Source organism: Kaistella treverensis (genome assembly GCF_900114045.1).
Taxonomy (GTDB): Bacteria; Bacteroidota; Bacteroidia; order Flavobacteriales; family Weeksellaceae; genus Kaistella; species Kaistella treverensis.
Genome location: NZ_FORQ01000001.1, coordinates 899,268 through 922,899, shown reverse-complemented (window position 1 = coordinate 922,899; position 23,632 = coordinate 899,268). Strand labels below are relative to the sequence as shown.

15 protein-coding genes and 3 tRNA genes are annotated in these 23,632 nt (G+C 39.9%); 7 read left to right on the top strand and 11 right to left on the bottom strand.

Going from position 1 to position 23,632, the window contains the following annotated elements; genetic code table 11:
• Nucleotides 1-18: 18 nt before the first annotated feature.
• Nucleotides 19-465 (bottom strand): hemerythrin domain-containing protein, encoded by a 447-nt coding sequence (locus tag BMZ55_RS04350; RefSeq protein ID WP_089818963.1) that lies wholly within the window; start codon nucleotides 463-465, stop codon nucleotides 19-21.
• Between the two features lie 265 nt (nucleotides 466-730).
• Nucleotides 731-2,044, bottom strand: coding sequence for an adenosylhomocysteinase (gene ahcY, locus BMZ55_RS04345; protein ID WP_089818961.1), 1,314 nt, complete (start codon nucleotides 2,042-2,044; stop codon nucleotides 731-733).
• A gap of 52 nt (nucleotides 2,045-2,096) precedes the next feature.
• Here ahcY and BMZ55_RS04340 point away from each other — a divergent pair, with 52 nt between their 5' ends.
• Complete coding sequence (locus tag BMZ55_RS04340; RefSeq protein WP_089818959.1) at nucleotides 2,097-2,708, top strand: 4'-phosphopantetheinyl transferase family protein; 612 nt, start codon at nucleotides 2,097-2,099, stop codon at nucleotides 2,706-2,708.
• Here BMZ55_RS04340 and BMZ55_RS04335 read toward each other — a convergent pair.
• From BMZ55_RS04335 to porU, 3 genes are all read right to left on the bottom strand, one after another.
• Complete coding sequence (locus BMZ55_RS04335; protein ID WP_089818957.1) at nucleotides 2,684-4,945, bottom strand: FUSC family protein; 2,262 nt, start codon at nucleotides 4,943-4,945, stop codon at nucleotides 2,684-2,686. The genes BMZ55_RS04340 and BMZ55_RS04335 overlap by 25 nt on opposite strands.
• A 73-nt stretch (nucleotides 4,946-5,018) precedes the next feature.
• Entirely contained in the window at nucleotides 5,019-6,152 is a 1,134-nt protein-coding gene (gene porV, locus BMZ55_RS04330; RefSeq protein ID WP_089818955.1) for a type IX secretion system outer membrane channel protein PorV, read from the bottom strand.
• A 26-nt stretch (nucleotides 6,153-6,178) separates the two neighbouring features.
• Nucleotides 6,179-10,072, bottom strand: coding sequence for a type IX secretion system sortase PorU (gene porU, locus BMZ55_RS04325; protein WP_089818953.1), 3,894 nt, complete (start codon nucleotides 10,070-10,072; stop codon nucleotides 6,179-6,181).
• Between the two features lie 161 nt (nucleotides 10,073-10,233).
• On the opposite strand from porU, the gene gldJ reads away from it, so the two are divergent.
• Together gldJ and BMZ55_RS04315 are read left to right on the top strand one after the other, a co-directional pair.
• Nucleotides 10,234-11,838: a gliding motility lipoprotein GldJ gene (gene gldJ / locus BMZ55_RS04320; RefSeq protein WP_039343845.1), complete on the top strand. Its 1,605-nt coding sequence runs from the start codon at nucleotides 10,234-10,236 to the stop codon at nucleotides 11,836-11,838.
• 62 nt (nucleotides 11,839-11,900) lie between these two features.
• A complete protein-coding gene (locus BMZ55_RS04315) occupies nucleotides 11,901-13,175 on the top strand; it encodes a UDP-N-acetylmuramoyl-tripeptide--D-alanyl-D-alanine ligase (RefSeq protein WP_089818951.1) in 1,275 nt (424 codons plus the stop codon).
• On the opposite strand, the gene BMZ55_RS04310 is transcribed toward BMZ55_RS04315, so the two are convergent.
• Nucleotides 13,172-13,777 carry an NUDIX hydrolase gene (locus BMZ55_RS04310; RefSeq protein WP_089818949.1) on the bottom strand — a complete coding sequence of 202 codons (606 nt, stop codon included), beginning with the start codon at nucleotides 13,775-13,777 and terminating at the stop codon, nucleotides 13,172-13,174. The two genes, BMZ55_RS04315 and BMZ55_RS04310, sit on opposite strands and share 4 nt — an antisense overlap.
• A 32-nt stretch (nucleotides 13,778-13,809) precedes the next feature.
• On the opposite strand from BMZ55_RS04310, the gene BMZ55_RS04305 reads away from it, so the two are divergent.
• Nucleotides 13,810-14,196 carry a hypothetical protein gene (locus BMZ55_RS04305; RefSeq protein ID WP_039343848.1) on the top strand — a complete coding sequence of 129 codons (387 nt, stop codon included), beginning with the start codon at nucleotides 13,810-13,812 and terminating at the stop codon, nucleotides 14,194-14,196.
• A gap of 51 nt (nucleotides 14,197-14,247) precedes the next feature.
• Here the strand turns inward: BMZ55_RS04305 and BMZ55_RS04300 are convergent, their stop codons facing one another.
• The 4 genes from BMZ55_RS04300 to BMZ55_RS04285 form a co-directional block, all read right to left on the bottom strand.
• Nucleotides 14,248-14,943, bottom strand: coding sequence for an ABC transporter ATP-binding protein (locus tag BMZ55_RS04300; protein WP_089818947.1), 696 nt, complete (start codon nucleotides 14,941-14,943; stop codon nucleotides 14,248-14,250).
• Between the two features lie 154 nt (nucleotides 14,944-15,097).
• Nucleotides 15,098-15,171, bottom strand: a tRNA-Arg gene (locus tag BMZ55_RS04295).
• A gap of 148 nt (nucleotides 15,172-15,319) precedes the next feature.
• Nucleotides 15,320-15,394: transfer RNA gene (locus BMZ55_RS04290), tRNA-Pro, on the bottom strand.
• 23 nt (nucleotides 15,395-15,417) lie between these two features.
• Nucleotides 15,418-15,504: transfer RNA gene (locus BMZ55_RS04285), tRNA-Ser, on the bottom strand.
• Nucleotides 15,505-15,636: 132 nt separating this feature from the next.
• Between BMZ55_RS04285 and BMZ55_RS04280 the strand changes: the two genes are divergently transcribed.
• From BMZ55_RS04280 to BMZ55_RS04270, 3 genes are all read left to right on the top strand, one after another.
• Nucleotides 15,637-16,653: an N-acetylmuramoyl-L-alanine amidase gene (locus BMZ55_RS04280; protein WP_089818945.1), complete on the top strand. Its 1,017-nt coding sequence runs from the start codon at nucleotides 15,637-15,639 to the stop codon at nucleotides 16,651-16,653.
• Between the two features lie 87 nt (nucleotides 16,654-16,740).
• Complete coding sequence (gene aspA / locus BMZ55_RS04275; protein ID WP_089818943.1) at nucleotides 16,741-18,144, top strand: aspartate ammonia-lyase; 1,404 nt, start codon at nucleotides 16,741-16,743, stop codon at nucleotides 18,142-18,144.
• A 160-nt stretch (nucleotides 18,145-18,304) separates the two neighbouring features.
• Entirely contained in the window at nucleotides 18,305-21,187 is a 2,883-nt protein-coding gene (locus tag BMZ55_RS04270) for a M16 family metallopeptidase (RefSeq protein WP_089818941.1), read from the top strand.
• 290 nt (nucleotides 21,188-21,477) lie between these two features.
• On the opposite strand, the gene BMZ55_RS04265 is transcribed toward BMZ55_RS04270, so the two are convergent.
• On the bottom strand, nucleotides 21,478-23,619 hold the full coding sequence (locus BMZ55_RS04265) for a S46 family peptidase (RefSeq protein WP_089818939.1): 2,142 nt from the start codon (nucleotides 23,617-23,619) through the stop codon (nucleotides 21,478-21,480).
• Nucleotides 23,620-23,632: the final 13 nt, after the last annotated feature.

Sequence of the window (23,632 nt, the reverse complement as noted above, 5' to 3'; positions counted from 1 at the left end):
TTTGGATTTCAGTTCAGATTATTTCCAGAAAATATCGTCGTAATCGGGTTCTTTCAGTTCGGGATAATTCATCGCCAAAAGATTTTGCAGCTGCTCGTAGGTTGCCTGTCTTTCGATTTCAGGGAAAATTTCGCGCTCTTCAGTTCGGATGTGAAGTTCCAGCAAAGCCCGAAATTTTTCAATTTCTTCCGGTGTGGAAAAACCTTCATCAATCATTTTATGGAAAGTCTGGTGTTGCGACATCGCTTCTTTAATCATCGGATGGTCTTCGCCCAAAACTTTAAAAATAGAATCTTCTTCTTCCGCAAAATGTGGTTTTAAATTCTGCTGATAAAAAAGCTGGATATATTTTTCCATTCTTTCCACGGAAATTTCTCTTTTCAAACCTTCTTTCAGTTTCCAGCAAAGCAGTAAGCCAAAATGGTGATCGCGGCTGAGTTGTACCAACGCTTCGTGTCTTTTCATAAACTTTTATTTTTGTAATTTTAAAAAATTCCGGGTTAAAACGGCATTTTTTTAGAAAAAATTGGTTAAAATGCACCGAATTTTTTTGCTTTAAAAATGAAATTTGAAAAAAATGGTCAAATAGCAGGGAATTTTTCAGGTGTTTAAATTTACCAAAATTTTGATGAACACGGGAATTTTAAACCAAATAAAAATCACTTCATAGAATTTTAAACAAAAAAAACGGCCTTAATTGACCGTTTTTTTTGCTTTTGTAATCTCAGAATTAATATCTGTAATATTCCGGTTTGAAAGGACCGTCAACCGTAACTCCGATATATTTTGCCTGTTCTTCGGTTAAAGTTTCCAATTCAACACCCAATTTTTTCAGGTGTAAAGCCGCAACTTTTTCATCCAAATGTTTTGGCAAAGTGTAAACTGCATTTTCGTAAGCATCGTTGTTTGTCCACAATTCGATCTGTGCCAAAGTTTGGTTGGTGAAAGAGTTACTCATCACAAAACTTGGGTGACCGGTGGCACAACCTAAGTTTACCAATCGGCCTTCAGCCAAAATGATGATTTCTTTACCGTCGATGTTGTACACGTCAACCTGCGGTTTTACTTCGTATTTGGTATCGCCGTAATTTTTGTTCAACCACGCCATATCAAGCTCGTTATCGAAGTGGCCGATGTTACAAACGATGGTTTTATCTTTCATTTTTTTGAAATGCTCTGCCTGAACGATATTGTAATTTCCGGTGGTGGTAATCACGATGTCAGCAGTTCCAACTACGGTGTCGAGTTTTTTAACTTCATAACCTTCCATCGCAGCCTGTAAAGCACAAATCGGATCAATTTCGGTAACGGTAACAATTGAACCAGCGCCACGGAAAGAAGCCGCAGTACCTTTACCAACATCACCGTAACCACAAACTACAACTCTTTTTCCCGCCAACATGGTGTCGGTAGCGCGTCGAATTGCGTCAACTGCAGATTCTCTACAGCCGTATTTGTTGTCGAACTTCGATTTGGTTACGGAATCATTCACGTTGATTGCCGGCATTACCAAAGTTCCGTTTTTCATTCTTTCGTAAAGTCTGTGTACTCCGGTTGTGGTTTCCTCGGAAAGTCCTTTAATTTCAGCGGTTAATTCCGGATATTTATCGAAAACCAAGTTGGTTAAATCTCCACCGTCATCTAAAATAAGGTTTAATGGTTTTCTGTCTTCACCGAAAAATACGGTTTGTTCGATACACCATTCAAATTCTTCTTCGGTCATACCTTTCCACGCGTAAACCGGAATTCCGGCTGCTGCGATTGCTGCTGCTGCGTGATCCTGAGTGGAAAAAATATTACATGAAGACCAAGTAACATCAGCGCCCAAAGCGACCAAAGTTTCGATTAAAACCGCAGTTTGGATGGTCATGTGAAGACAGCCCGCAATTCTGGCGCCTTTCAGCGGCTGGGTTGGACCGTACTCTTCGCGAATCGCCATCAATCCTGGCATTTCTGCTTCTGCAAGGTGTATTTCTTTTCTGCCGTATTCGGCTAATGAAATGTCCTTAACTTTATAAGGAATGTATTGTGTTGTGCTTTCCATCTAATTGAAATAATTTTTGCAAATTTACGAACTAAATCCTCCACTACAAAATATGCCGCTGTACCGAGATTTTTCCGATGAAAAGGCAATTGTACTGCTTTGGAAATTCAACGAAAAAGAATCACTTGATCCGCATTTGCTTCTTGAAAAAGAAAATTTTGAAAAAGTAAAAGATTATCATCCGATAAAACTGAAAGAACTTTTGCTGGTACGTAAAATTTTGAAATCCATTTTGCCTGATCACCAAATTTTGTACAAAGACCGCGAGCCTTTTCTGCAGCCGGCAGATTATGAAATTTCTGTAACGCATTCTTTTCCGTACGCGGCGCTTGCTATTTCTAAAGAAAAAATCGGAATCGATATCGAGCCATTTAACGATAAAATCAAACGGATCAAGCACAAATTTATTTATGAAGAGGAAACGCACTTCATTGAAAAAGAAAAAGAAACGGCTTATTTAACCGTGATTTGGTCTTTAAAGGAAAGTCTGTACAAAATCCATCATTCCAATTACTGGTCATTGAAAAAACATTACGAGGTGAAACCTTTCAGCCTGGATTTTCCGTACAATATCCAGTGCCGCGTGCATGATGACAAAGTTTCTGATTTATTTGAAGCCCGGGTGGAGTTTTACGAAAATTACTGCATCACAATCGTGGTCTGAGGTTCAATGTCAAGCTTTTCAACAACTTTCCGTTGTTCTTTTGCTACGTCGTAGATGAGTTCCAGGATTTCTTTCAGGTTTTTTAATTCGGTTAAATGCGTGATTCTGCCGGGATCCCGGCGGTCAAAAAATTCGTTCTCCTGAAGCTCTTTTTTTCGGTTTTCCAAAAGATTTTCTACCGTGTCGTTCGGGTCTAATTTGCTTTCTTCCAGAATGGTTTTGTCAGCACTTTTCTGTTCCAGCAAAAGATTTATTCTGCGGAGTTCTGCGGAAATTTTTAAATCCCAGCCTTCAAAATCGATTTCTGAATAGTTTTTTGCCGTTTCGGAATATTGGGAAAAAGATGCGATATAGGCGGTAATAAGATGCGAAGTGATGACGAACTGATGAAGTTGCTCCAGTTTTTTCTGCTGGTTTTTCGGGTCGGAAATCATGCGCTGAAAGTTGTCCGACAGATTTGCCAAATCAATCATCGCATATTTTCGCGAAAGTTTGTAATCCTGAACGTCGATTTTTTCATTTAGAAAATAAGCCATTGCTGCTGAAAAGTATTTTTGGTTGCTTTTCGCCGATCTTTTCATAAAATCCAGATTTTTGGTATGTTCCCAAACCGGAAGCACAAAATAGGAAACCAGGTAGGCAACAATTCCAGCTATTACAGTATCCAGAATCCGGTCTTTAAAAATGGCATTGAGATTTCCAGGTTTCAAAATATTAAAAGCGAGAAACACGTAAATCGTCATAAAAAATACGGCCCAGGAATATTTGGTTTTCAAAAATGTAAAACACAAAATCATCGCCAATAGAAAAAGGAAAAAAAGCGCGTTTTGATTTGGAATAAAATAAAGGATGCCATAAGCCACCACCGCGCCCGCTACAGTTCCGTACAACCTCAGTAGATTTCGGTGTTTGGTTGTTGCGTAAGCAGGGCGCAAAATCGCTACGATGGTAATAAAAACCCAATACGAATGCCCGATGCCAAGAAACTCAAGCTGTGAAATAAAATAACCGATGACCAACGCAACCGTCACGCGAACAGCATGCCGGAAATGCGAAGATTTCAGTGAAATGTTCGCAAGCAAAACTTTGATGTTCAGTTTTTCTTCCTTAGTGACAAATTTTTGATAATCCAAGCCGGTTGAAAGACTTTTTGCAAGTTTTATGTCCTGGCTGAAAACTCTGTAGATGGTTTTGATATCGTCCGAAATTCCGGTAATTCTGTTCAAAATCAAGCGCAGCGTCATAAAATCCTCCAGCGTCTCGGGATTAAGTTTGCTGTTGCGCAGGTTGAAATATTCGTTGTAAATATTTTCAAGCAATTCATCGATATTTCGCAAAGGTTTTGCGCGCGCGCCGCTCTGTAAAGCGATTCCGATATTGCTCATTTCCTCGGAAAGTTTTTCGAGATATTCACCTAGAGAAAAAAGGAAACCCGAAGCGCCGAAATTTTCCTGAACCTTTCTGTAATCGCTTTCAGAAGTCATCAACTTTTCGTGTAAATCAATGGAATTCAGAAACATCAGCATCAACAAGCGGCTTGTTGTGGTGGATTCGTTGACGATTTTCCGGGTTTTAAAAACGGTTTCGCGCGTTTCTTCCTGAAGGTTTTTAATGGAAATCTGCTGTGAAATTATTTGGGCGTAAAGCTGGTCGTAATTTGGATCTTTCAGATAAAATTTTGATTTTAAAGAAAGATATTTTGCCAACTCCAGGTAATTTTCGCCGATCATCTGGCCGGCTAATTTGTAGGGCTGAATTTTAGAAACCAACAGAAAAATGAGAAAATAGCACACGGAACCCGCCAAAAAAATCAGCGAACTTTTAACGATATTTTCACCGGTTAAATGTCCGTCAATAAAAATCCCAAGCACCACAAGTGAGAGCGCGCCGACTGCTGCAAGCCGCTGCCCGTACACACCAATCATGGTAAAAAAGATTCCGAAAATGATGATTTCAGGGTAAATGAGAATGGGAAAATTTTTAATTAAACCCGCAATAACCGAGACAATAAAGAATGAGATAATTGCCAAAATTAGGGCATTTCTGCGGCGAATAAATGGTCCCGCCTGATCGGTTAATCCTACAAAACTCGTAGCGAGGGGAAACAGAAAATATTCTTTTAATAAACCGAAATGCGCCAAAATAAGACTTGGTAGAACTATAGCAAAAGAAATTCGTACTGCCGAGTAAATTGACTGGCTTGTGGCAAATTTTTTTAGTTCCGTGGCGTAGTTCATAACACAAATTTAAACTTTTAAGTCCTAAAAAAAGCCCCATTTTCTGGAGCTTTTCTATTTTAAATATTAATTTTTAGAAATCTGAATTTGCGGATGGTTCGCCAATATTCCACGTGAGACCAAATCTTAACGTATTGTCAAGTGCGGAATTTACTTTGGAAGTGTTGATGAGGTAAGACATATCCAAACCGAAAGACTGGTATTTCAAACCGATACCAACAGTAGCATACTGTCGGCCGCCCTGTTCCGGACTTTCCTGAAAATAGCCGGTGCGCAGAGCGAATGCATTGTCATATTCGTATTCCAAAGCGCCGCTGATCATGGTGCTTTTTGGGTTGCTGAAGGAATTACCGATGCCTTCGATAACACCAACATTCGGAACGTTTCCGCTTTCATCCGGTCCGGGAACAAGCAATTTTGAAGCTTCTACGCTTAAACCAACACGGTTTAAATCATCGATATAAACATCGTAACCCGCACCTAATCTCGCCATGGTCGGCAGGTAAGACCTGGATTCTTCATCACCGGTATAGTCGAGTCGGGGACCTAAATTCTGAATCGCAAAACCACCCCGTGCGCGGCCTTCATAATCACCAAAAGATTGATGTTTACGACCCTCGTAGTAGCCGGAGACATCTACCGCAAAAGAATTTGCAGGTTTCAGGGTGTTGTCGGAACCAATTCCGCCGGATAAATCGGAGCGGATGTATCGTCCGGTAACCGCCATTGAATAGGTGTCGGATAATTTCAATCCATAAGCCAAATCGAATGAAAATTCATTAGGCTTAATTGTTCCGCCCTGCTGAATTTCACCACCAACATAGCTTGTTAAGTCCACCGAACCCATATTGAAATAGTAAATACTTGCTGAAATGGTAGAGCGTTCTTCTTCACCCAAAAACTGGTGATATGCGCCATACAAAAGAAATACGTCGTTGGTAAGTTTATTCAGATAAGGGGTGTACGTAAACCCGACTGCAGACGTTGTTTTGCTGAAGGGATATTTTGCGGCATTCCAGAACTGCGAAAAAGCATCACTTGTTGTAGCAACACCCTGATCTCCCATACCACCCGCGCGCGCGTCCGGCGAAATGCGGAGGAATGGTGCACCGGTAAGCACCGGCTGAATTCTGCTGATTTGCTGCCCGAAAGTCAGCATTCCCATCCCCAATCCCAAGGTTAGGAAAGCTTTTGTAATTATTTTCATATAGTTTATTTTTTTAAATGTCTTTTTTACTTCAATAAAACCATTTTTTCTACCGCGGTGGCGCTGCCCTTACATTTGTCCTGGTTTTGGCTCCGCGCGAAAATTTTAAATATATAAGTTCCTTTTCCTACCGCATCACCAAAATCATCTCTGCCGTCCCATTCAATTGCCGTTCTTGGTGTTCTGAAACCCTGTAAAAACGGTTCTGCGGTCACCACGTTACTCAAAGTTCGGACCAACTTGCCGGTTATGGTGTAAATCTGCACATTAACATCTAAAAGATCGTCGCAATTATGCTCAAACTGAACATATGTTTTGTTAGTGAAAGGATTAGGCCAATTTAAGAGTTTGTTAACAATTAATTTCTGCTCGGCTTCGTCGTTAACTATAAAGTTTAACGTAGTGGTGGTGGAATTATTGTTGATGTCCCAGACTTTAAACGTAAGTTGATGATTTCCGGGTTCCAAATTACGGAAAGGATAACTCACATTTCCTTTCTGATAATCCGAAAGTGACGGGTTTGTGCAGCCATTGCCATCACCGGAAAAATAAAAATCATTTAAAACCACTGTTTCGATAATTTTTCCGTCCAAAATTACCGTTACATCATGGCCAATTCCTGCGCCGGTTGAATTTATTCCGGTATTATCGGTAATGCACGCTAAGAAAAGCGGGTTTTGGTCGGTAATTCCGCCATCGGCGAAATTGGTATTGTTCATGAATAATTGGACTTTCGGAGGATCCTGATCATTAATGCTCGCCGGATTAATTCCACCGATTTTCTGAGTTTGATTTTCAAAAACATCGAATTGTTTGTTGTCTGCATACACCAACATTCTGCCGTTTCCGTCTTCATAGTTAATGTCTTTCGGCACATAAAATTCGACGCTAAAAGCACCATTTTTTGCGATTCCCGAAGATTTCACAATCGGGCTGCCTTCTTCGGTATAGGTCAGAACCGGTGTTAAAAGCGGGCTGCCATCGTTGTTCAGTGTTTTCTTTTGAAGCTTTTTGTCGAAAATATTTACCGCCACTCTGCCATTGAAATTGGTGTCGATACTTCCGTCAGCTTTTTTGATATGTCCGTTAACTTTTACAAAATCCAGCGCGCGGATTTTATCTTTCACTGGCGAATCTATATTATCGATAGCGATTAACCTTTCCGGGCGGCTTAATTTTGACGCAGGATCACCCAAAAAATTTACTTTTAAATGGTCGGATGACGGTCCTTTTTCAATTTTCGCCTGTAAAAAAGAATCACCTAAATTTAAAAAATCATCGTTTTTAAGCTCGAAAATATGTTTGGTGAAGATGGTGGTGAATTCTTCACCGTAGTTTACACCAATCGCGCGGCTCGAGGTAATCATGGTAGCCGCGCCACCACGCTTTAATTTTATCACCTGTTCACCGGCAGAAAAAGTTCCGGGATCATCCCAAAGCGTAAACTCGCACGTGATGGTAGAAACCAAAGGAAAGCGCGAATACACATTATTGAAGTTGCTGAAATTCTGGATTTGATCGATGGTTAAAACGCGTTCCTGCGCCCAACCATTAATCCCGCCATGACCAAAATAGAAGAGATAAAGACTGTTCCCGACATCATTTGAAATGGCTTGGTTTACCTGCGGATAACGCTGACCGCCCGCGGAATTTTCAGCGGGAAAAGCATCGAGATATAATTTCCGGACATTATATTCACTTCGCTGGCCTTTTTCAAAAACATTTACCAAAGAAGCATTCATGGTGTTGTGAAACGGTGTGCCATTGTCCGCGTCGTCATCAACCACGAAATCAAGTTTCATGCGCCATTCACCAAACGGCGTGGACTGTCCCGGCAGAGCATTTTTATAAGCTAAAGTTTTGTCGATAAGAAGCTGTGCTTCGGCAACATTTGCGGCAGGCAAGCGTCCGATCGGTAAATCAGGAAGCGTTGACGACAGGGAAGTAGAAGTTGTGGACTGCGGGCTTGTCATCACGAAATAATCATCCGTAACGAAAGAATCGGAATAATTTCCGCTTTCTTCACTTTGATGACTTGGAACGATATCAGATCCCGGATAAGTTTTTCCTCGGAAATCATAGGAAGTATCGCCGAGGAGAAAAACATATTTCAGTTTTTTTCCAGTGTTCAGCTTTGTTACAAAATCGCGGATACCTGTAATGTCTTTGCTTCCGCTGCTGAACTCATTGTAAACCTTATTTATATCAACCACCGCAACATTATATTGTCCTTCGTAAGTTTTTGCTAAACGCTGCGCCTGCGCAGTCATTTCCGGCACAGTTAGCATCAAATAATCGTTATTCTGAAGATTTGTTAAATCCTGGTTTTCAATCTTTCCGACAAAAAAAGGGCTAAATGCCTCGGAATTTTTGAAAGCTACAAACTCATTCGAAAACTGGTGATTGTTGGCGGTGTAGGCAAAATTAAAATTTGAACCCGCGCTTTTGTTTGTTTTTTTAACCGCATTGGTCAGGTCCGAAACATCCCAGATTTGATCTAAAGCCCCTGCATCGGTGAGGTTGAAGGTATATTTTTTTGCACTTCCGGCTTCAATATCGAAGCTGCGGAAATTCATTTGGGTATTGTTAAATTTTAAATCTTCCTTATACTGAACTTCAGCATAGTCGAAATAAAATTTACCATTTGGATTGCTGGAAGTGTCGGGTGTATAATTGAAAGTAAGCTGGTTTCCCTGCAGGTTTGTTACTGTTCCGGAATAAATTATCGGCGCAAACTGCCTTCTGTCACTGGAAGAAAGCGAAAACGAACGCTCATTTTGGTTATTGATGTTGATGGAAATTTTATTTCCGGGTGATTGAAAACCGATAACACGACTGCGGTATTTAATTACGTCGGTCGGCTGAATCAATGAATTGGTAGTGAAGCTCACTGATTTGTTACCGGTAAAAGCATCGCCAGTCCAGATGCGCCCGATTTTCATCAGGTTGAATTTTTCTTCGTTGAGGTATTGGAAAGCATCATAACGCGTAATTGTTTCACCGCCCAATTCTTCATCTGAAATCTGAATTCTTTTGCCGACGCCTTTGTCAAAATTAATATAATAATAGGCGAAATCTTCGTAAATATTAATAACGTTCGCGGAAGCATCGGTGCGGGTTTCAATGCGTTTGTTTGCATTGTAAGCGGTGTTCGGTGAGGTTTTATAGAGGTTAAAACCGTGCGGTCCCTGTGCATAAAAAAGCGCGTAATCTTCTTCGTTCCAGACGCCATCGGTTTCGCCTACAACCTGAATTGCGTTTTCCTGAAGTCGGTCATATCGGAAATCGCGGTTGTTTTCTGGCAACATCACACCGCCGTTACCGTAAATCCGGAAATTTTTAAGATTAAAAGAGGAAATATTTATACCGTTGTCACGCAGAAATTTCGAAGTTATTTTAAATATACCCGATTTATCAACCTTGATTTTATAGAACGTGCCGGATTTCAGCGGGTTTTCCGAATTTAAAAAATTTGCCGATGTAACGGCATATTTTTCACTGTTGGCTTCCTCAGTAATTTGAAAAGAAGTCAGGCGGTAAATATTTCCATTTTCATATTTTAACGTTTCTACCCGAAAATTTGTAGTTTTTTCCTGAGAATATGGATTGGTGTAATTGCTGATATCAGATTTATTTTCAGTTGGTAAGCTGTAAAACTGAATGTCGAATAAATCTTTACTGGAAATTTTTTCCCAGGAAAAATTGGTGATTTTTTTCGTTGTTTCGGTAAAAGGCTGCGACAGCCGATAGGCAATGCTTGCATTTTCATAAGAAAAGCCTTTATCGGTAAAAAAGGGAACGGTAAATTTTTCGCTGCCGTAATCTAAAATTGTACTTCCCACCCAAGATATTTTAACCGTTTGTGAAAAAATTGCAGCATTCCACAGAAAGATTAGAAATAGAGTTAAAAAGCGTTTCATCAGCTGTTTGTTTACCTGCTACAAATTAAACAAAAAATTATAAATAGCGTGGTGATGCAATAAAATTAATTTGTTTGCGTTTTCCAAAAAAAAAGCAATTGAGAATTTGATTTTTTAAATAATTTCTATTTCTTTGTGCATTGATAAATTTAAAAAGGACTATGAACAAAATAAAGTTGTTTTCATTAATGGCGATGACTTCTACCATGCTTTTAGTAAGCTGCGGAGGCGGTAATACTAAAAAAGGCGGTGGGACTAAACGTTTTACAAGTAAAACTGGCTGGAAACCGAACGATCAAAAAGGTTGGTTTTTCACAGGCAAACAACAAAAGCAGAAAGGATGGCCCGGAATGGTTTATGTGGAAGGTGGTACCTTTACCATGGGCTTGGTAAAAGATGATGTAATGCATGACTGGAACAATACTCCAAAAAGAATGCAGGTTAGTTCTTTCTTCCTAGGTGAAACCGAAATTACGAATTACGAATACCGCGAATATACTACATGGCTGAAATTTGTTTTTCCACCATCTGATCCGAGTTACAAAGATATTTACGCAGGAGCTTTACCTGATACTTTGGTTTGGAATAATGAACTTTCCCGTAATGATTTTGCGGAAACTTATTTCCGTTCACCTGAATTTGACTACTATCCTGTAGTAGGGGTTTCATGGTTACAAGCTTCACGATATTGTGATTGGTTAACTGACCGTGCTGCAGAAAAAACTTTGATGGATCAAGGTGTTATTTCAAAAGATTTGTACCTAAACGATGCAAATAACCAAGGTGCATCTGCTTTCAATATTGATAAATTCAAAAGCAGCGATCCAGAAATGGATGCTTACCTGAACCAGGAAAGATTGAAACAGAAAACCGGTATTAAAACCAGCAACGAGCGAATTTTAGCCGCGAATAGAAATGCAAATGCAAGTATTGTAACAAAATTCCGTTTACCAACAGAAGTTGAGTGGGAATTTGCCGCTCTTGGAATGCAAAAAGAAAGAGAATATAACCTTTATACCAACAAACAGCCTGAAATTCAAAAATTGAAAGGTAAAAAAGGTAGAAATAAAGGAATGTATCTTGAAAATTTCAAACAGGGACGTGGTGATTATTCAGGCGTTGCTGGCTGGAAAAACGACGGTTCGCCAACAACTGCTGACGTTAAACAATATCCTTCAAATAACTTAGGTATTTACGGCATGTTCGGTAACGTTTCTGAATGGACTGCCGACGTGTACAGACCAATTATCGACGAGGAAGCGAGTGACTTCAATTATTTCCGAGGAAATGTAACGCGCGAAGTAGTGAAAAATGAAGACGGTTCCATCAAAAAAATCGAAGACGTGAAATTCGATACTTTAGCTGACGGCCGTTTGATTTACAAAGGTTTGCCTGGCCAATTTGAAAGAGAAGTTGTTGCGGACAGCAAAAACTATAGAGACGGTGATTTCCAATCTTCATTGGACGCTGGCTACGGTAGAGAAGAAGACAGTTCTACTATTGGTTATAATATGTACAACTCGAAACAGAAAAGATTCTTTGTTGATGACCGTGGTCGTGTTATCGTAGAAAAAGACGATAAAATGAGAACTACACGCGTTTCTAACGATGTACGTGTTGTAAAAGGTGGCTCATGGTTGGATGCAGCTTACTGGCTTGATCCGGGACAAAGAAGATACCGCGATGAAGCAAAAGCGTACGGTTGGATTGGTTTCCGCGTAGCGCAGGATGCTAAATCAAATTCTAAAGGAAGAACAAAACGATAATAATTTGTTTATTTTATATAAAATCCCTCTTTTACAGAGGGATTTTTTTATTTTTGTGCCCTATGAATGCAGCCACCTTTTACCCGCTATTTTTACAGTGCAACAAAGTAACAATCGACAGCAGAAATATCGAGCTAAATGACCTCTTTTTTGCTTTTTCCGGGGAAACCTACAATGCGGCGCTAAAGGCAGAAGAAAGCATTCAAAAAGGCGCGCTAGCGGTAATTGTGGAAGATGAAAAATATGCAGATCCGGAAAAAAATATTTTCCACGTTCCGTCCACGCTGCAGTTTTTACAGGAATTGGCAGTTTACCACAGAAACCAGCTTAAAATTCCAATCATCGGATTAACCGGCAGCAACGGGAAAACCACGACTAAAGAGCTTATTCACGCAGTGCTTTCTCAAAAGTTCAAAGTGCAATACACTTCGGGAAATCTCAACAATCACATCGGTGTTCCATTAACGATTTTATCAATAAAACCGGAGCATGAAGTGGCGGTAATTGAAATGGGCGCAAATCATCAAAAGGAAATTGAGTTTCTGTGTACTTTGGCGCAGCCGAATATCGGTTACATTACCAATTTTGGCAAAGCACATTTGGAAGGTTTTGGCGGTTTTGAAGGTGTAATTAAAGGAAAATCTGAATTATATTCCTATTTAAAAGCTGAAAAACAAACCATTCTTGTCAACGAAAAAGATGCTTTACAGGCGGAAAAAACCGCTGATTATGAAACAAAAATTACTTTCGGTTTAGAAGCGTCCGATTACTATTTCGAACCTTATTCCTCGAACAATTTTGTCGGTTTTAAATATGGTGAAAACACGCTGCTTTCCAAACTTACCGGCGATTATAACTTTACAAACTTATGCGCGGCGGTAGCTTTAGGTTTTCATTTCGGAGTAAATTTAGACCACATAAAAACGGCAATTGAAAATTATACACCGACCAACATGCGGTCTCAAATCGTAGAGAAAAACGGTAAAATTTTAGTTTTAGACACCTACAACGCGAACCCAAGTTCGATGGTGGAATCGCTGAAAAACTTTGCGAAATTCAATGGTACTAAAACGATAATAATCGGCGATATGTTGGAATTAGGTGAAGAATCAACCTCGGAACACAGCAAAATTTTAGCCTTCGCGGAAAGTCTTGATTTTGATGAAATTATTACCGTCGGGCCGATATTTCAAAGTGTAAATAGAACTGTTAACGCGTACGTAAACGCAGCAGAATTAAGTGAAAACGTAAAAAAAGCCCCAATTAGCTCGGAAAATATTTTGCTAAAAGGTTCGCGCGGAATTGCGTTAGAAAAAGTGCTGAATTTTATCGTTTAATTTAAACTCCAGTATTGATTTAAAATCAGTTTGATATTCTGGAAGGTATTTCCCAGAACCGTACTTTTTATTTCCTCTTCGTTTTTCCAGCAGACTTCAGAAATGCCTTCTTCAGTTTGTGGAACAGGTTCTGCCTCGCCTACATATTCTACCAAAAACCAATACGTTGTTTTCAGAATACGGTCGCCATTTCGTTCAGTATAAATGTGAAAAGTGGTGTTGAGAAATTCTTCTAAAATAAGTTCCTTCAGGCCGGTTTCTTCTTCAATTTCGCGCAATGCGGCCTGTTCAAGCGATTCACCTTTTTCGATTTTGCCTTTCGCCAAATCCCATTTTCCGAGTCGTCGGATAAACAGAATTTCCTTTTTGCTGTTGTGAACAATACCGCCGGCGGCTTCAATTACCTTGAACATATGCGTAAAATCTTCCCAGATTTCCTCAATCTCGTCGCCGTAAATATTCAGTTCCGGACATGAGGTATTTTCCAGCAGATCCACCGCAATCTCAAGGGTAGCAAAGCCCTCAAATCTTAACTTTTTTTCAATATCACCGGGATATTTACTAATCGTTAATTTTTTTTCATTCACAAAAACTTTATACATTTGTAGGGCTTTAATAATACAAAAATATAAAAATGAATTTAGAAGGACGTAAGATAATTGTAAATAAATCTGCCGCCGAACTGGTGCAAATGTTAAAAAATCCAGAGGATTACCGCAGCTTAATGCCGGAGACTTTGCAGAATTTTGAAGCGCGTGGAGACGGCTTTAAATTCGGTCTGAAAGGCATGCCGGAAATTGCTTTGAAAATTGATGAGGTGAGTGAAAAGCAGGTTGTTTTAAAATCCGCCAGTTCCAGCCTGGATTTTTCTTTAACCGGCGTAATGAACCCGATCAATGAAAACCAAACCGAAGTTCAACTTTTATTTGAAGGAAAATTTAATCCTTTTATCAAAATGATGGTGGAAAAACCTTTGAACAATTTCCTCGGAACTTTAACCGACAATCTGGAAAAACTTTAAAAATCCCATTGAAAAACCTCAAAAAATAATCTGTTTTTTTGAGGTTTTTTTTTAATTTGTATAGTTTGAAAAAGCTTCTTCCAGGCTTGAATATTTTCCTTTAAACTCGTCGATCGACGAATCCTGGATGATTTTTCCCTGGTGAATCAGAATGACGCGCGAGCAAAGTGCTTCTACTTCCTGCATAATATGCGTGGACAAAATCACCGTTTTTTCCTGTCCGATTTCTTTAATAACGTTTCTGATCTCAATGATTTGATTCGGATCCAAACCGTTTGTTGGTTCATCTAAAATCAGCAAATCCGGTGAATGCAAAATCGCCTGCGCAAGACCAACTCTTTGTTTAAAACCTTTGGAAAGCTGCGAAATTTTCTTTGATTTTTCGGGTGTAATTCCCACCAAATCGATAACTTCATCAATTCGGTCAGCACTTATTTTATGAATATCCGCCACGAAAGCCAGATATTCTTTAATGTACATATCGTTATAAAGCGGATTATTTTCCGGCAAAAAGCCCATGTTTTTTTTCACCTCAATTTCCTTTTCGGTGATATCAGTTCCATTGAATAAAATCTGTCCTTCATCAATTTTTAAAGCACCTACGATGGATTTCATTAAAGTTGATTTTCCGGCACCGTTTGGGCCTAAAAGTCCAATGATTTCAGTGGTATTGATATTAATATTGATATTTTTCAGCGCGGTTTGGTCGCCAAATTTTTTAGTCAGATTGATGATTTCTAAAGACATGGAAGGTGAATGATTTGGTGCAAATTTAGGAAATCCCGCGCAGTAAATTAATGCAGGATGATTTTAAATTTTTTGCCTAAATAGCGGCAAATTTTTCTGGAATAGTGGGAGAGGTTTAAAACAAAAAAGACCGAGAAATATCTCAGTCTTTTTGTGAGCGCGACAGGATTCGAACCTGTGACCGTCTGCTTAGAAGGCAGATGCTCTATCCAGCTGAGCTACGCACCCTAACATTGTGTTTCGTAAAGTTGAAAATTTGCCGCTAAAACGGGTATTTTTTCATTTTCACTACATACCCAAAACTGGGTGATTTCAAACTCCGTCTTGGGAAAACTGAGTTTTAAAAAAAGAAAACACCTTCGTGCTTTCTATAAAGTCGGGGCGGCAGGATTCGAACCTGCGACCTCCTGGTCCCAAACCAGGCGCGATGACCGGACTACGCTACGCCCCGAGTAATTTTTTTGGCAGTTGTTGCGGAGAGTAAGGGATTCGAACCCTTGGTACCGTTTCCAGTACGCATGTTTAGCAAACATGTCCTTTCGGCCTCTCAGGCAACTCTCCTTTGCAATTTTTTAAAGAGCTTCTTTTCTGTAATTGCGAGTGCAAATATAAAAGAGTTTTAGTAATAATCCAAAGATTTTTCCTAAAAAATATTCGTATTTTTACCTCTAAATTCAAATTATAAAGAAATTTATGCGTAATTCGTTAGCTTTCATATCCTTAGGTTTTTTAATAATTTCGTGTGGAACACAAAAAACTCCACAGAATGTTCAAACAAAGCCCACATTACCCAAATTCGCACCGGCAAAGACCGCAGAAGCGCCGCCAAGACCAAAAATTCACCGCGAGAGTGGTGAAGATTTTTTTCGGGATAATATCGCTGATATCACTAAAAATGATAATACCATCAGTTACGGTTCCATCGTTTCGGCAGAACCGCAACGCTATAAAGTGGTGAAGACTTTTTTCCCTGCTATAGCACAGAATTTTCGCCAAAAATATATCATCTTACATTATACGGCTTTAGACGAGGATAAATCAGTTACGGTGCTAACCCAGCAAAGTGTAAGCGCACATTACCTGGTTAATGACCAGAACGACCGCGAAATTTACCAGTTGGTGGACGAAAATAAACGCGCATACCACGCCGGAATCAGCGCCTGGAGAAACGATAAAAGTTTAAACGATACCTCGATTGGTATTGAAATCGTAAACAGTGGTTATAAAGTGGATTCTTCCGGAACTAAAGTGTTTCCTGATTTTTCGCCGTCACAGGTTCAGAAAATTGCAGCTTTGGTAAAAGATATCGCCACGCGTTATATGATTCCGCCGACTAATATTTTAGCACATTCCGATATTGCACCGACCAGAAAGTCCGATCCGGGACCGAAATTTCCATGGAAACAGCTTTACGAAGAACATCAGATCGGAATGTGGTATGATGAAGGAGCAAAGCAGGTTTTTTACGACACCGCGGTTTTAGAAGATTATGCGCTGCAGATGACGGTTCCGTCTTTTGTTTTTAAAATTCAAACGGCGCTGAAAAATTTCGGTTACGATATTTTACCAAACGGAACGTATGATGACGCCACGAAAAAAACCGTGGAAGCTTTCCAGTACCATTTCCGTCCGCAGAATTATAATGGTTTAATGGATGCTGAAACCTGGGCGATCCTGCAGGCTTTAAACCAAAAATATCCGGTTAAATAACCCTTTTTTTGCAAATTTCTGAAGCTTAAAAGCGGCAGAATAAATACAATTTTAATAAAAAAAGAAAATTAAAACTTTTCAAAAATTATGGAAGATTTCAGAATAGAAAGTGATTTGTTAGGTCCTTTAAATGTTCCTGTTAGCGCCTATTACGGAGTGCAAACGCAGCGCGCAATTGAGAACTTCAAGATTTCCGGCCAAAAACTTTCTTCGTATCCTCATATGATCAACGCCTTGGCTGCGGTGAAAAAAGCTGCCGCAAAAACCAATTACGAACTGGGCTTGCTGGACGAAAATTTGTACCTCGCCATCGCCGAAACCTGCGACGAAATTATTTCCGGCAATCTGCACGAAGAATTCCCGATTGATATGATTCAGGGCGGCGCCGGAACTTCGGTGAATATGAACGCCAATGAAGTCATCGCAAACCGCGTCATCGAAAAATTAGGCCACCAGAAAGGCGAGTACAGCTACTGTTCACCGAACGACCACATCAATCTTTCACAGTCAACCAACGATGCTTACCCAACGGCGCTGAAAATGGCTTTGCTGGCGATGAATGCCGAACTGGTGAAAAAACTGGTAAAAATCGTTGCGGCTTTCCGTGAAAAAGGAAAAGAATTTTCTTCCGTCATTAAAATGGGACGAACACAGCTGCAGGATGCGGTTCCGATGAGTTTAGGTCAGGAATTTGAAGCCTTTGCAGCAACTTTAGAAGAAGATATTTCAAAACTGAATAACAACGCCAATCTTTTCGTTGAAATTAATATGGGCGCAACGGCAATCGGTACGGGACTTAACGCGCCGGTCGGTTACGCGAATCTGTGTGCTAAAAACTTGGCTCAAATCACCGGTCGCGCCATAGTTTCTGCCCCGAATTTGGTTGAAGCTACTCCGGATACCGGTTCTTACGTCATTTATTCTTCCGCGTTGAAGAGATTGGCCGTCAAACTTTCGAAGATTTGCAACGATTTGCGTTTACTTTCTTCCGGCCCAAGAGCAGGTTTTTTTGAAATTAACTTGCCGCCGATGCAGCCCGGTTCTTCAATTATGCCCGGAAAAGTTAATCCAGTTATTCCGGAAGTTGTGAATCAAGTGTGTTACAAAGTAATCGGAAATGATCTTACTGTAACTTTCGCGGCAGAAGCCGGACAATTGCAATTAAATGTAATGGAACCTGTGCTTTCACATTCCATTATGGAAAGCATCAATTTCCTTGGAAATGCTTTGGATACGCTGCGCGAAAAATGCATCACCGGAATCACCGCAAATAAAGATGTCTGCTTAAATATGGTGCGAAATTCTATTGGAATTGTTACTGCTTTAAATCCTTATATCGGCTATAAAAACTCCACCGAAATTGCCAAAGAAGCTTTGGAAACGGGTAGAAGCGTGTATGATTTGGTACTGGAACGCGGCATTCTTTCCGAAGAAAGAATTAACGAGATTTTAGATCCGGAAAATATGCTGAGACCGCATTTACCGATGTAAAATTTCTTTTATCATAAAAAGCGCGCCGCATTTGTTTCACCAAAAAATGACAACAAATACAGCGCGTTTTTTGGTTTTAAAAAATCAAAAAATTACCGCTTATTTAGCCCAAAATTTTAATTTTTAAAATAAGCAGAAATAAAATTAACGAAAACAACTTATGTTTGAAAACAGCAACAGCACACCGGAATATAAAACCATAAAATTAACCGATAAAGCAGGTAATTTTTACGAAACGGTTAGCAACGATAAAAACGGTGTACGCATTTATACTTTAAAAAATGGTTTGAAGGTTTTTCTCGCGAAAAATGACGACGCACCGAAAATCCAAACCTATATTCCCGTGCGTACCGGCAGCAATAACGATCCTGCGGACAATACCGGTTTGGCGCATTACCTGGAACATATGATGTTTAAAGGAACATCGAAACTAGCGAGCGCCGACTGGGAAAAGGAAAAACCGCTTTTGGATGAAATCGCGGCACTTTACGAGCAGCATAAAGCTGAAAATGATCCCGAAAAAAAGAAAGTCATCTACCGTAAAATCGATGAAATTTCACAGCAAGCCAGCAAATATGCTATTGCGAATGAATATGACAAAGCCATTTCTTCGCTTGGTGCTTCGGGAACAAACGCACATACGTGGCTTGACGAAACGGTTTATAAAAATAATATCCCGAGTAACGAGCTGGAAAAATGGCTGAAAGTTGAAAAAGAGCGTTTTTCCGAACTTACCTTGCGTTTGTTTCACACCGAACTGGAATCGGTTTATGAAGAGTTTAACCGCGCACAAGACAATGACGCGCGACTGGTAAACTACGAAATGATGGACGCGCTGTTCCCAAATCATCCGAACGGGCAGCAAACTACCATTGGGAAACCTGAACATCTGAAAAACCCGTCGATGCGCGCAATTCACAAATATTTTGATGAATATTATGTGCCCAATAATTACGCAATGGTTTTGGTCGGAGATTTAGATTTCGAAAAATCAATTGCGCTCATCGATCAATATTTCGGGAGTTTCGAATATAAAGAATTGCCGAAAAAAGAAAAAATAGAAGAAGATCCGCTCACCGAAGTTGTAGAAAGAGTGGTGAAAAGTCCGTCCGCGGAACGGCTGCATCTCGCGTGGCGCAGCGATTCCGCAGGAACCGAAAATTCGCGGTTAGCGAACATGGTCGCGAATATTTTAAGCAATTCTGGTGAAACCGGTTTAATTGACATCAACATCAACCAAAGTCAAAAAGCGCTGCGCGCGATGGCTTTCGATATGGCTTTTAAAAATTACGGCAGCTTTTCGCTGATTATTGTTCCGAAAAATGACCAGACTTTAGACGAAGCAAAACAGCTTTTGCTGGACCAGATCGAGTTGGTTAAAAAAGGTGATTTCGAAGATTGGCTGATTCCGGCGATCATCAACGACATGAAAATCCAGCGCATGAAAATGTTTGAAACCGCCGACGGTCTTGCAACTGCTTTGTACGGAATTTACATCAACGACACGACTTGGGAAGAAGAACTGAACGAAATCAACGAATACGAGCAGATTACAAAAGCGCAAATCGTGGATTTTGCCAAGGAATTTTTTCTTGATAATTATGTGGTCATTAGAAAAGAAAAAGGCATTAATGACAAATTAGTGCGCGTTGAAAATCCCGGAATTACGCCGATAAAGCTGAACCGCGATGTTCAGTCTGATTTCCTTAAAGAACTTCTTCAGGAAAAATCTGCGGAAATTGAGCCGAATTTTATTGATTATAACGCTTCAATTTTAACTGAAAAAATAGGTGACAAAACGGTAAGTTTTGTAAAAAACAAATACAACAATATCGCGCAGGTGCATTTTATTTTTCCGTTTGGCAGCGATCACGATAAAAAATTGGTTTTAGCGACGCAGGTTTTACAGTATCTGGGAACTCAAAATTTAAGTGCTGAAGCGCTTAAAGAAGAGTTTTTCAAACTGGGAATCAGCAATGATTTCCGAACATCGAAAGATCAGCTTCAAATTTCTTTAAGTGGTTTGGAAGAAAATATGGCGGCGGGAATCGAACTTTTAAAAAACTGGCTGCAAAACGCGAAACCTGATCAGGAGGTTTATGAAAAAAATGTTGAAACCATTTTGGAAAGCCGCCAGGTTGCGAAAAAAAATAAAGACCGCATTATGACCGCGCTGAGTAATTACGCGAAATACGGTAAAAATTCGCGCTTTTCGGATGTTTTATCCGAAGCTGAATTGAGAGCGATAGATTCAGTGGAAATGACCGAAAAAATGAAGAATTTGCTTAAAATGCCGTACGAAATTTTCTTCTATGGTGAAGATTTTTCGAACTTTAAAGAGTACGTTCAACCGTTTGTGGAAAAAGCAGCTTTGCCAATTCCGGAAAGAAAAATTTATCCGGAACCGCCGACAGAAAATAAAGTGTATTTCACGAGCTACGACATGGTTCAAACCGAAATCAGTAGGGTTGCAAAAGGCCCGAACGTGAACATCCGAAACTTTGGAAAAGTAAATGTTTTTAATGAATATTTTGGCCGCGGTCTCTCATCAATCGTTTTTCAGGAAATTCGCGAAAGCAAAAGTTTAGCGTATTCCGCTTATGTTTCCTATTCCGCGAACGGCGAGCTGAATCATCCGGATTATATCACCACTTACATCGGAACACAAGCCGATAAATTGGCGGAAGCGGTGAACGCGATGGAAGAATTAATGGCAGATTTACCACAAATTCCGGCGCAGTTTCAAAACGCAAAAAATTCTGCTTTAAAGCAAATTGGTGCAGGAAGAATTAACCGGACGAATATATTTTTTAACCGTTTAAACCTGAAAAAATTAGGAATTGACTATGATATCCGGAAAGATATGTATCAGGAAATTCAGAATTTAACTCTCGAAGATTTGACGGGTTTTTATAATACCCAAATGAAACCGCTGCAATACAATACCGCTATTTTAGGTAAAAAGGAAAATCTGGATTTTACGGCATTGAAAGGTTTAGGTGATTTTCAAGAGCTAACTTTGGAAGAAATTTTCGGGTATTAGAATAAAAAAATTAGCCGTTAAAAGCGGCTTTTTTTCAAAATTATAAAATGGGTGATTTCACTTGAAAACTTTGGGCGTTTTACGCTGGAGCCGTAACTTTTATTTTGCCGAAGTTTGTAAGGCAGTAGAGTTATCTTTTTAGATATTGCACAAAAAACACAAACTGATAGTGATGAAAACCCCGATTCCGGATTATTTTCCGGAATTTTTTTTGCCAAAATCTGGTCATTTAAGGCCGAAAAAAAACCTCGAAGAAAAACTTCGAGGTTTTATTAAAATGTGGAAACGGTTTATTTTACAATTTTCATTTCCTTTAAAAGCCATTTGGCATCAGCGTATTTATCTACGATGAACAGAATATATTTGGTGTCAACCATAATATTTCGGCTGAAACGGGGGTCGAAATTAATGTCACTCATCGTTCCTTCCCATTGTCTGTCGAAATTCAGTCCGATTAAATTTCCGTTCGCATCAAGCGCCGGACTTCCGGAATTTCCACCGGTTGTATGGTTTGTCGCGGTAAAGTTCACCGGAACATCGCCGGTTTTGTCTTTGTAAACGCCATAGTCTTTCGCGTTGTATAAATTCACCAACTTTTTCGGTACGTCAAATTCATAATCTCCAGGCACATATTTTTCCATCACACCTTCAAGATGCGTCTGGTAGCCGTAGTATACTGCGTCTCTCGGGTTCGAACCTTTCACCTGACCGTAAGTTACACGCAAAGTAGAGTTCGCATCCGGAAAGAATTTTCGGTCTTTGTCGGTTGCCATTTGCTGCGTCATAAACTTCGTTTGCAAGGCATCGATTTTTGTCTGAAGTTCCGCGTATTTTCCGTCAGTTGTCGTCATATAAGCTTCGCGCATTGCAGAGGCCCACTGGATAATCGGATCATTTTTCAGATTTTTAATAAGCTCTTTCGGGTTTTCAAATACCTTATCGATGTTCGAAATTGTAGTCGCACCGTTAATGCTTCCGCGTCCCGTAACCACCGAGTTTTTAGACCAACCTTCCACGATTTCGAGATTTCGGTTGACATCTTTTAGCTGGCTGAAATTATTCGGAAGGAATTTTTCCGGAGTTTTTGCCGCATAAAGCGCCAATAATTCTGCAGTTACTTTAGCATCGAGCTCGCCGCTGTAATCTTTGTAAATATTCGTTAATCTGTTTTTGAAAGCAGTCATCGCCTGATCCGTCATTTTTCCTGCTTCATACGTTTGAATGAAATTCAGGAAATGATTCGCCAATGCCAAAGTTTCCGCATTTCGCGTAACTTCAGAATAATAAGCGCGGTTCAAAGCGTACGGCGCTTGCTCGGTGTACAATTGGTTCAGCTGATCGATGGTGGATTTAATCTGAGGATTTTTCGCGATCAACGATTGTTCATATTTCTGTTTTTTACCAACCGCGTCAGATTTTTTCAAACCTTCCACTTCACCAATCCATTTTTTCCAGTAATTGGCTACAGAGGCGTATTTTGAAGCATATTTAATGCGCGTTTCGTTGTCGGTACGCATTTTTTCATTCAGCGTTTTCAGCGCAACTTCGCGAACGGAAATCATTGCAGGATCAATTTCGGTCATGATTTTTTCTACCGCAATTGCCGGTAAATATTCGGTCGTTCTGCCCGGAAAGCCAAAAACGAAAGTAAAGTCGTTTTCCTGCTTGTCTTTAATGGAAACCGGCAGGAAATATTTCGGTTTGTACGGAATGTTGTCTTTGGAATATTCCGCAGGTTTGTTGTTTTTGTCGGCGTAAATTCGGAACATCGAAAAATCTCCGGTATGTCTTGGCCAAACCCAGTTATCGGTGTCGGAACCAAATTTACCAATGGAGCTTGGCGGCGCGCCTACCAAACGGATATCTTTGTAAGTTTCAATGATATACGCGTAATATTTATTTCCGTAATACACCGGTTTTATGACCACTTTTTGCCACGGTTCCAGCTTAAAACCAGCTTTTACTTTTTCGAGATTTTTATTGATGAGGTCTTCCGAAGCTTTTCCTTCAAGATTTTGCGTTCCTGCCAAAACCTGTCCTGTAACTTCTTTAATGTCCGCAATAAAATCTACAGTTACGCCCGGATTTGGTAATTCACCGTTCATATCTTTAGCCCAGAAACCGTCGGTCAAATAATCGTGTTCTACCGAAGAATGCTTTTGAATTTGACCGTAACCACAGTGGTGATTGGTTAAAAGCAAACCTTGTGGTGAAATAATTTCGGCGGTACAACCTCCATTAAACTGCACAACGGCATCTTTAATACTCGGTTTTGAAGGATCGAAAATATCTTTAGCAGAAATTTTCATTCCTAAATCTTTCATTTCCTTCTCATTAAGCTCCGTCGGAATCCACATTCCACCGTACTGTTGCGCAAAAGCCATCACAGCCGGAAAAAGTATTGCCGAAAGCAAAATATTTTTTCTATTCATTATTAAAAATTTC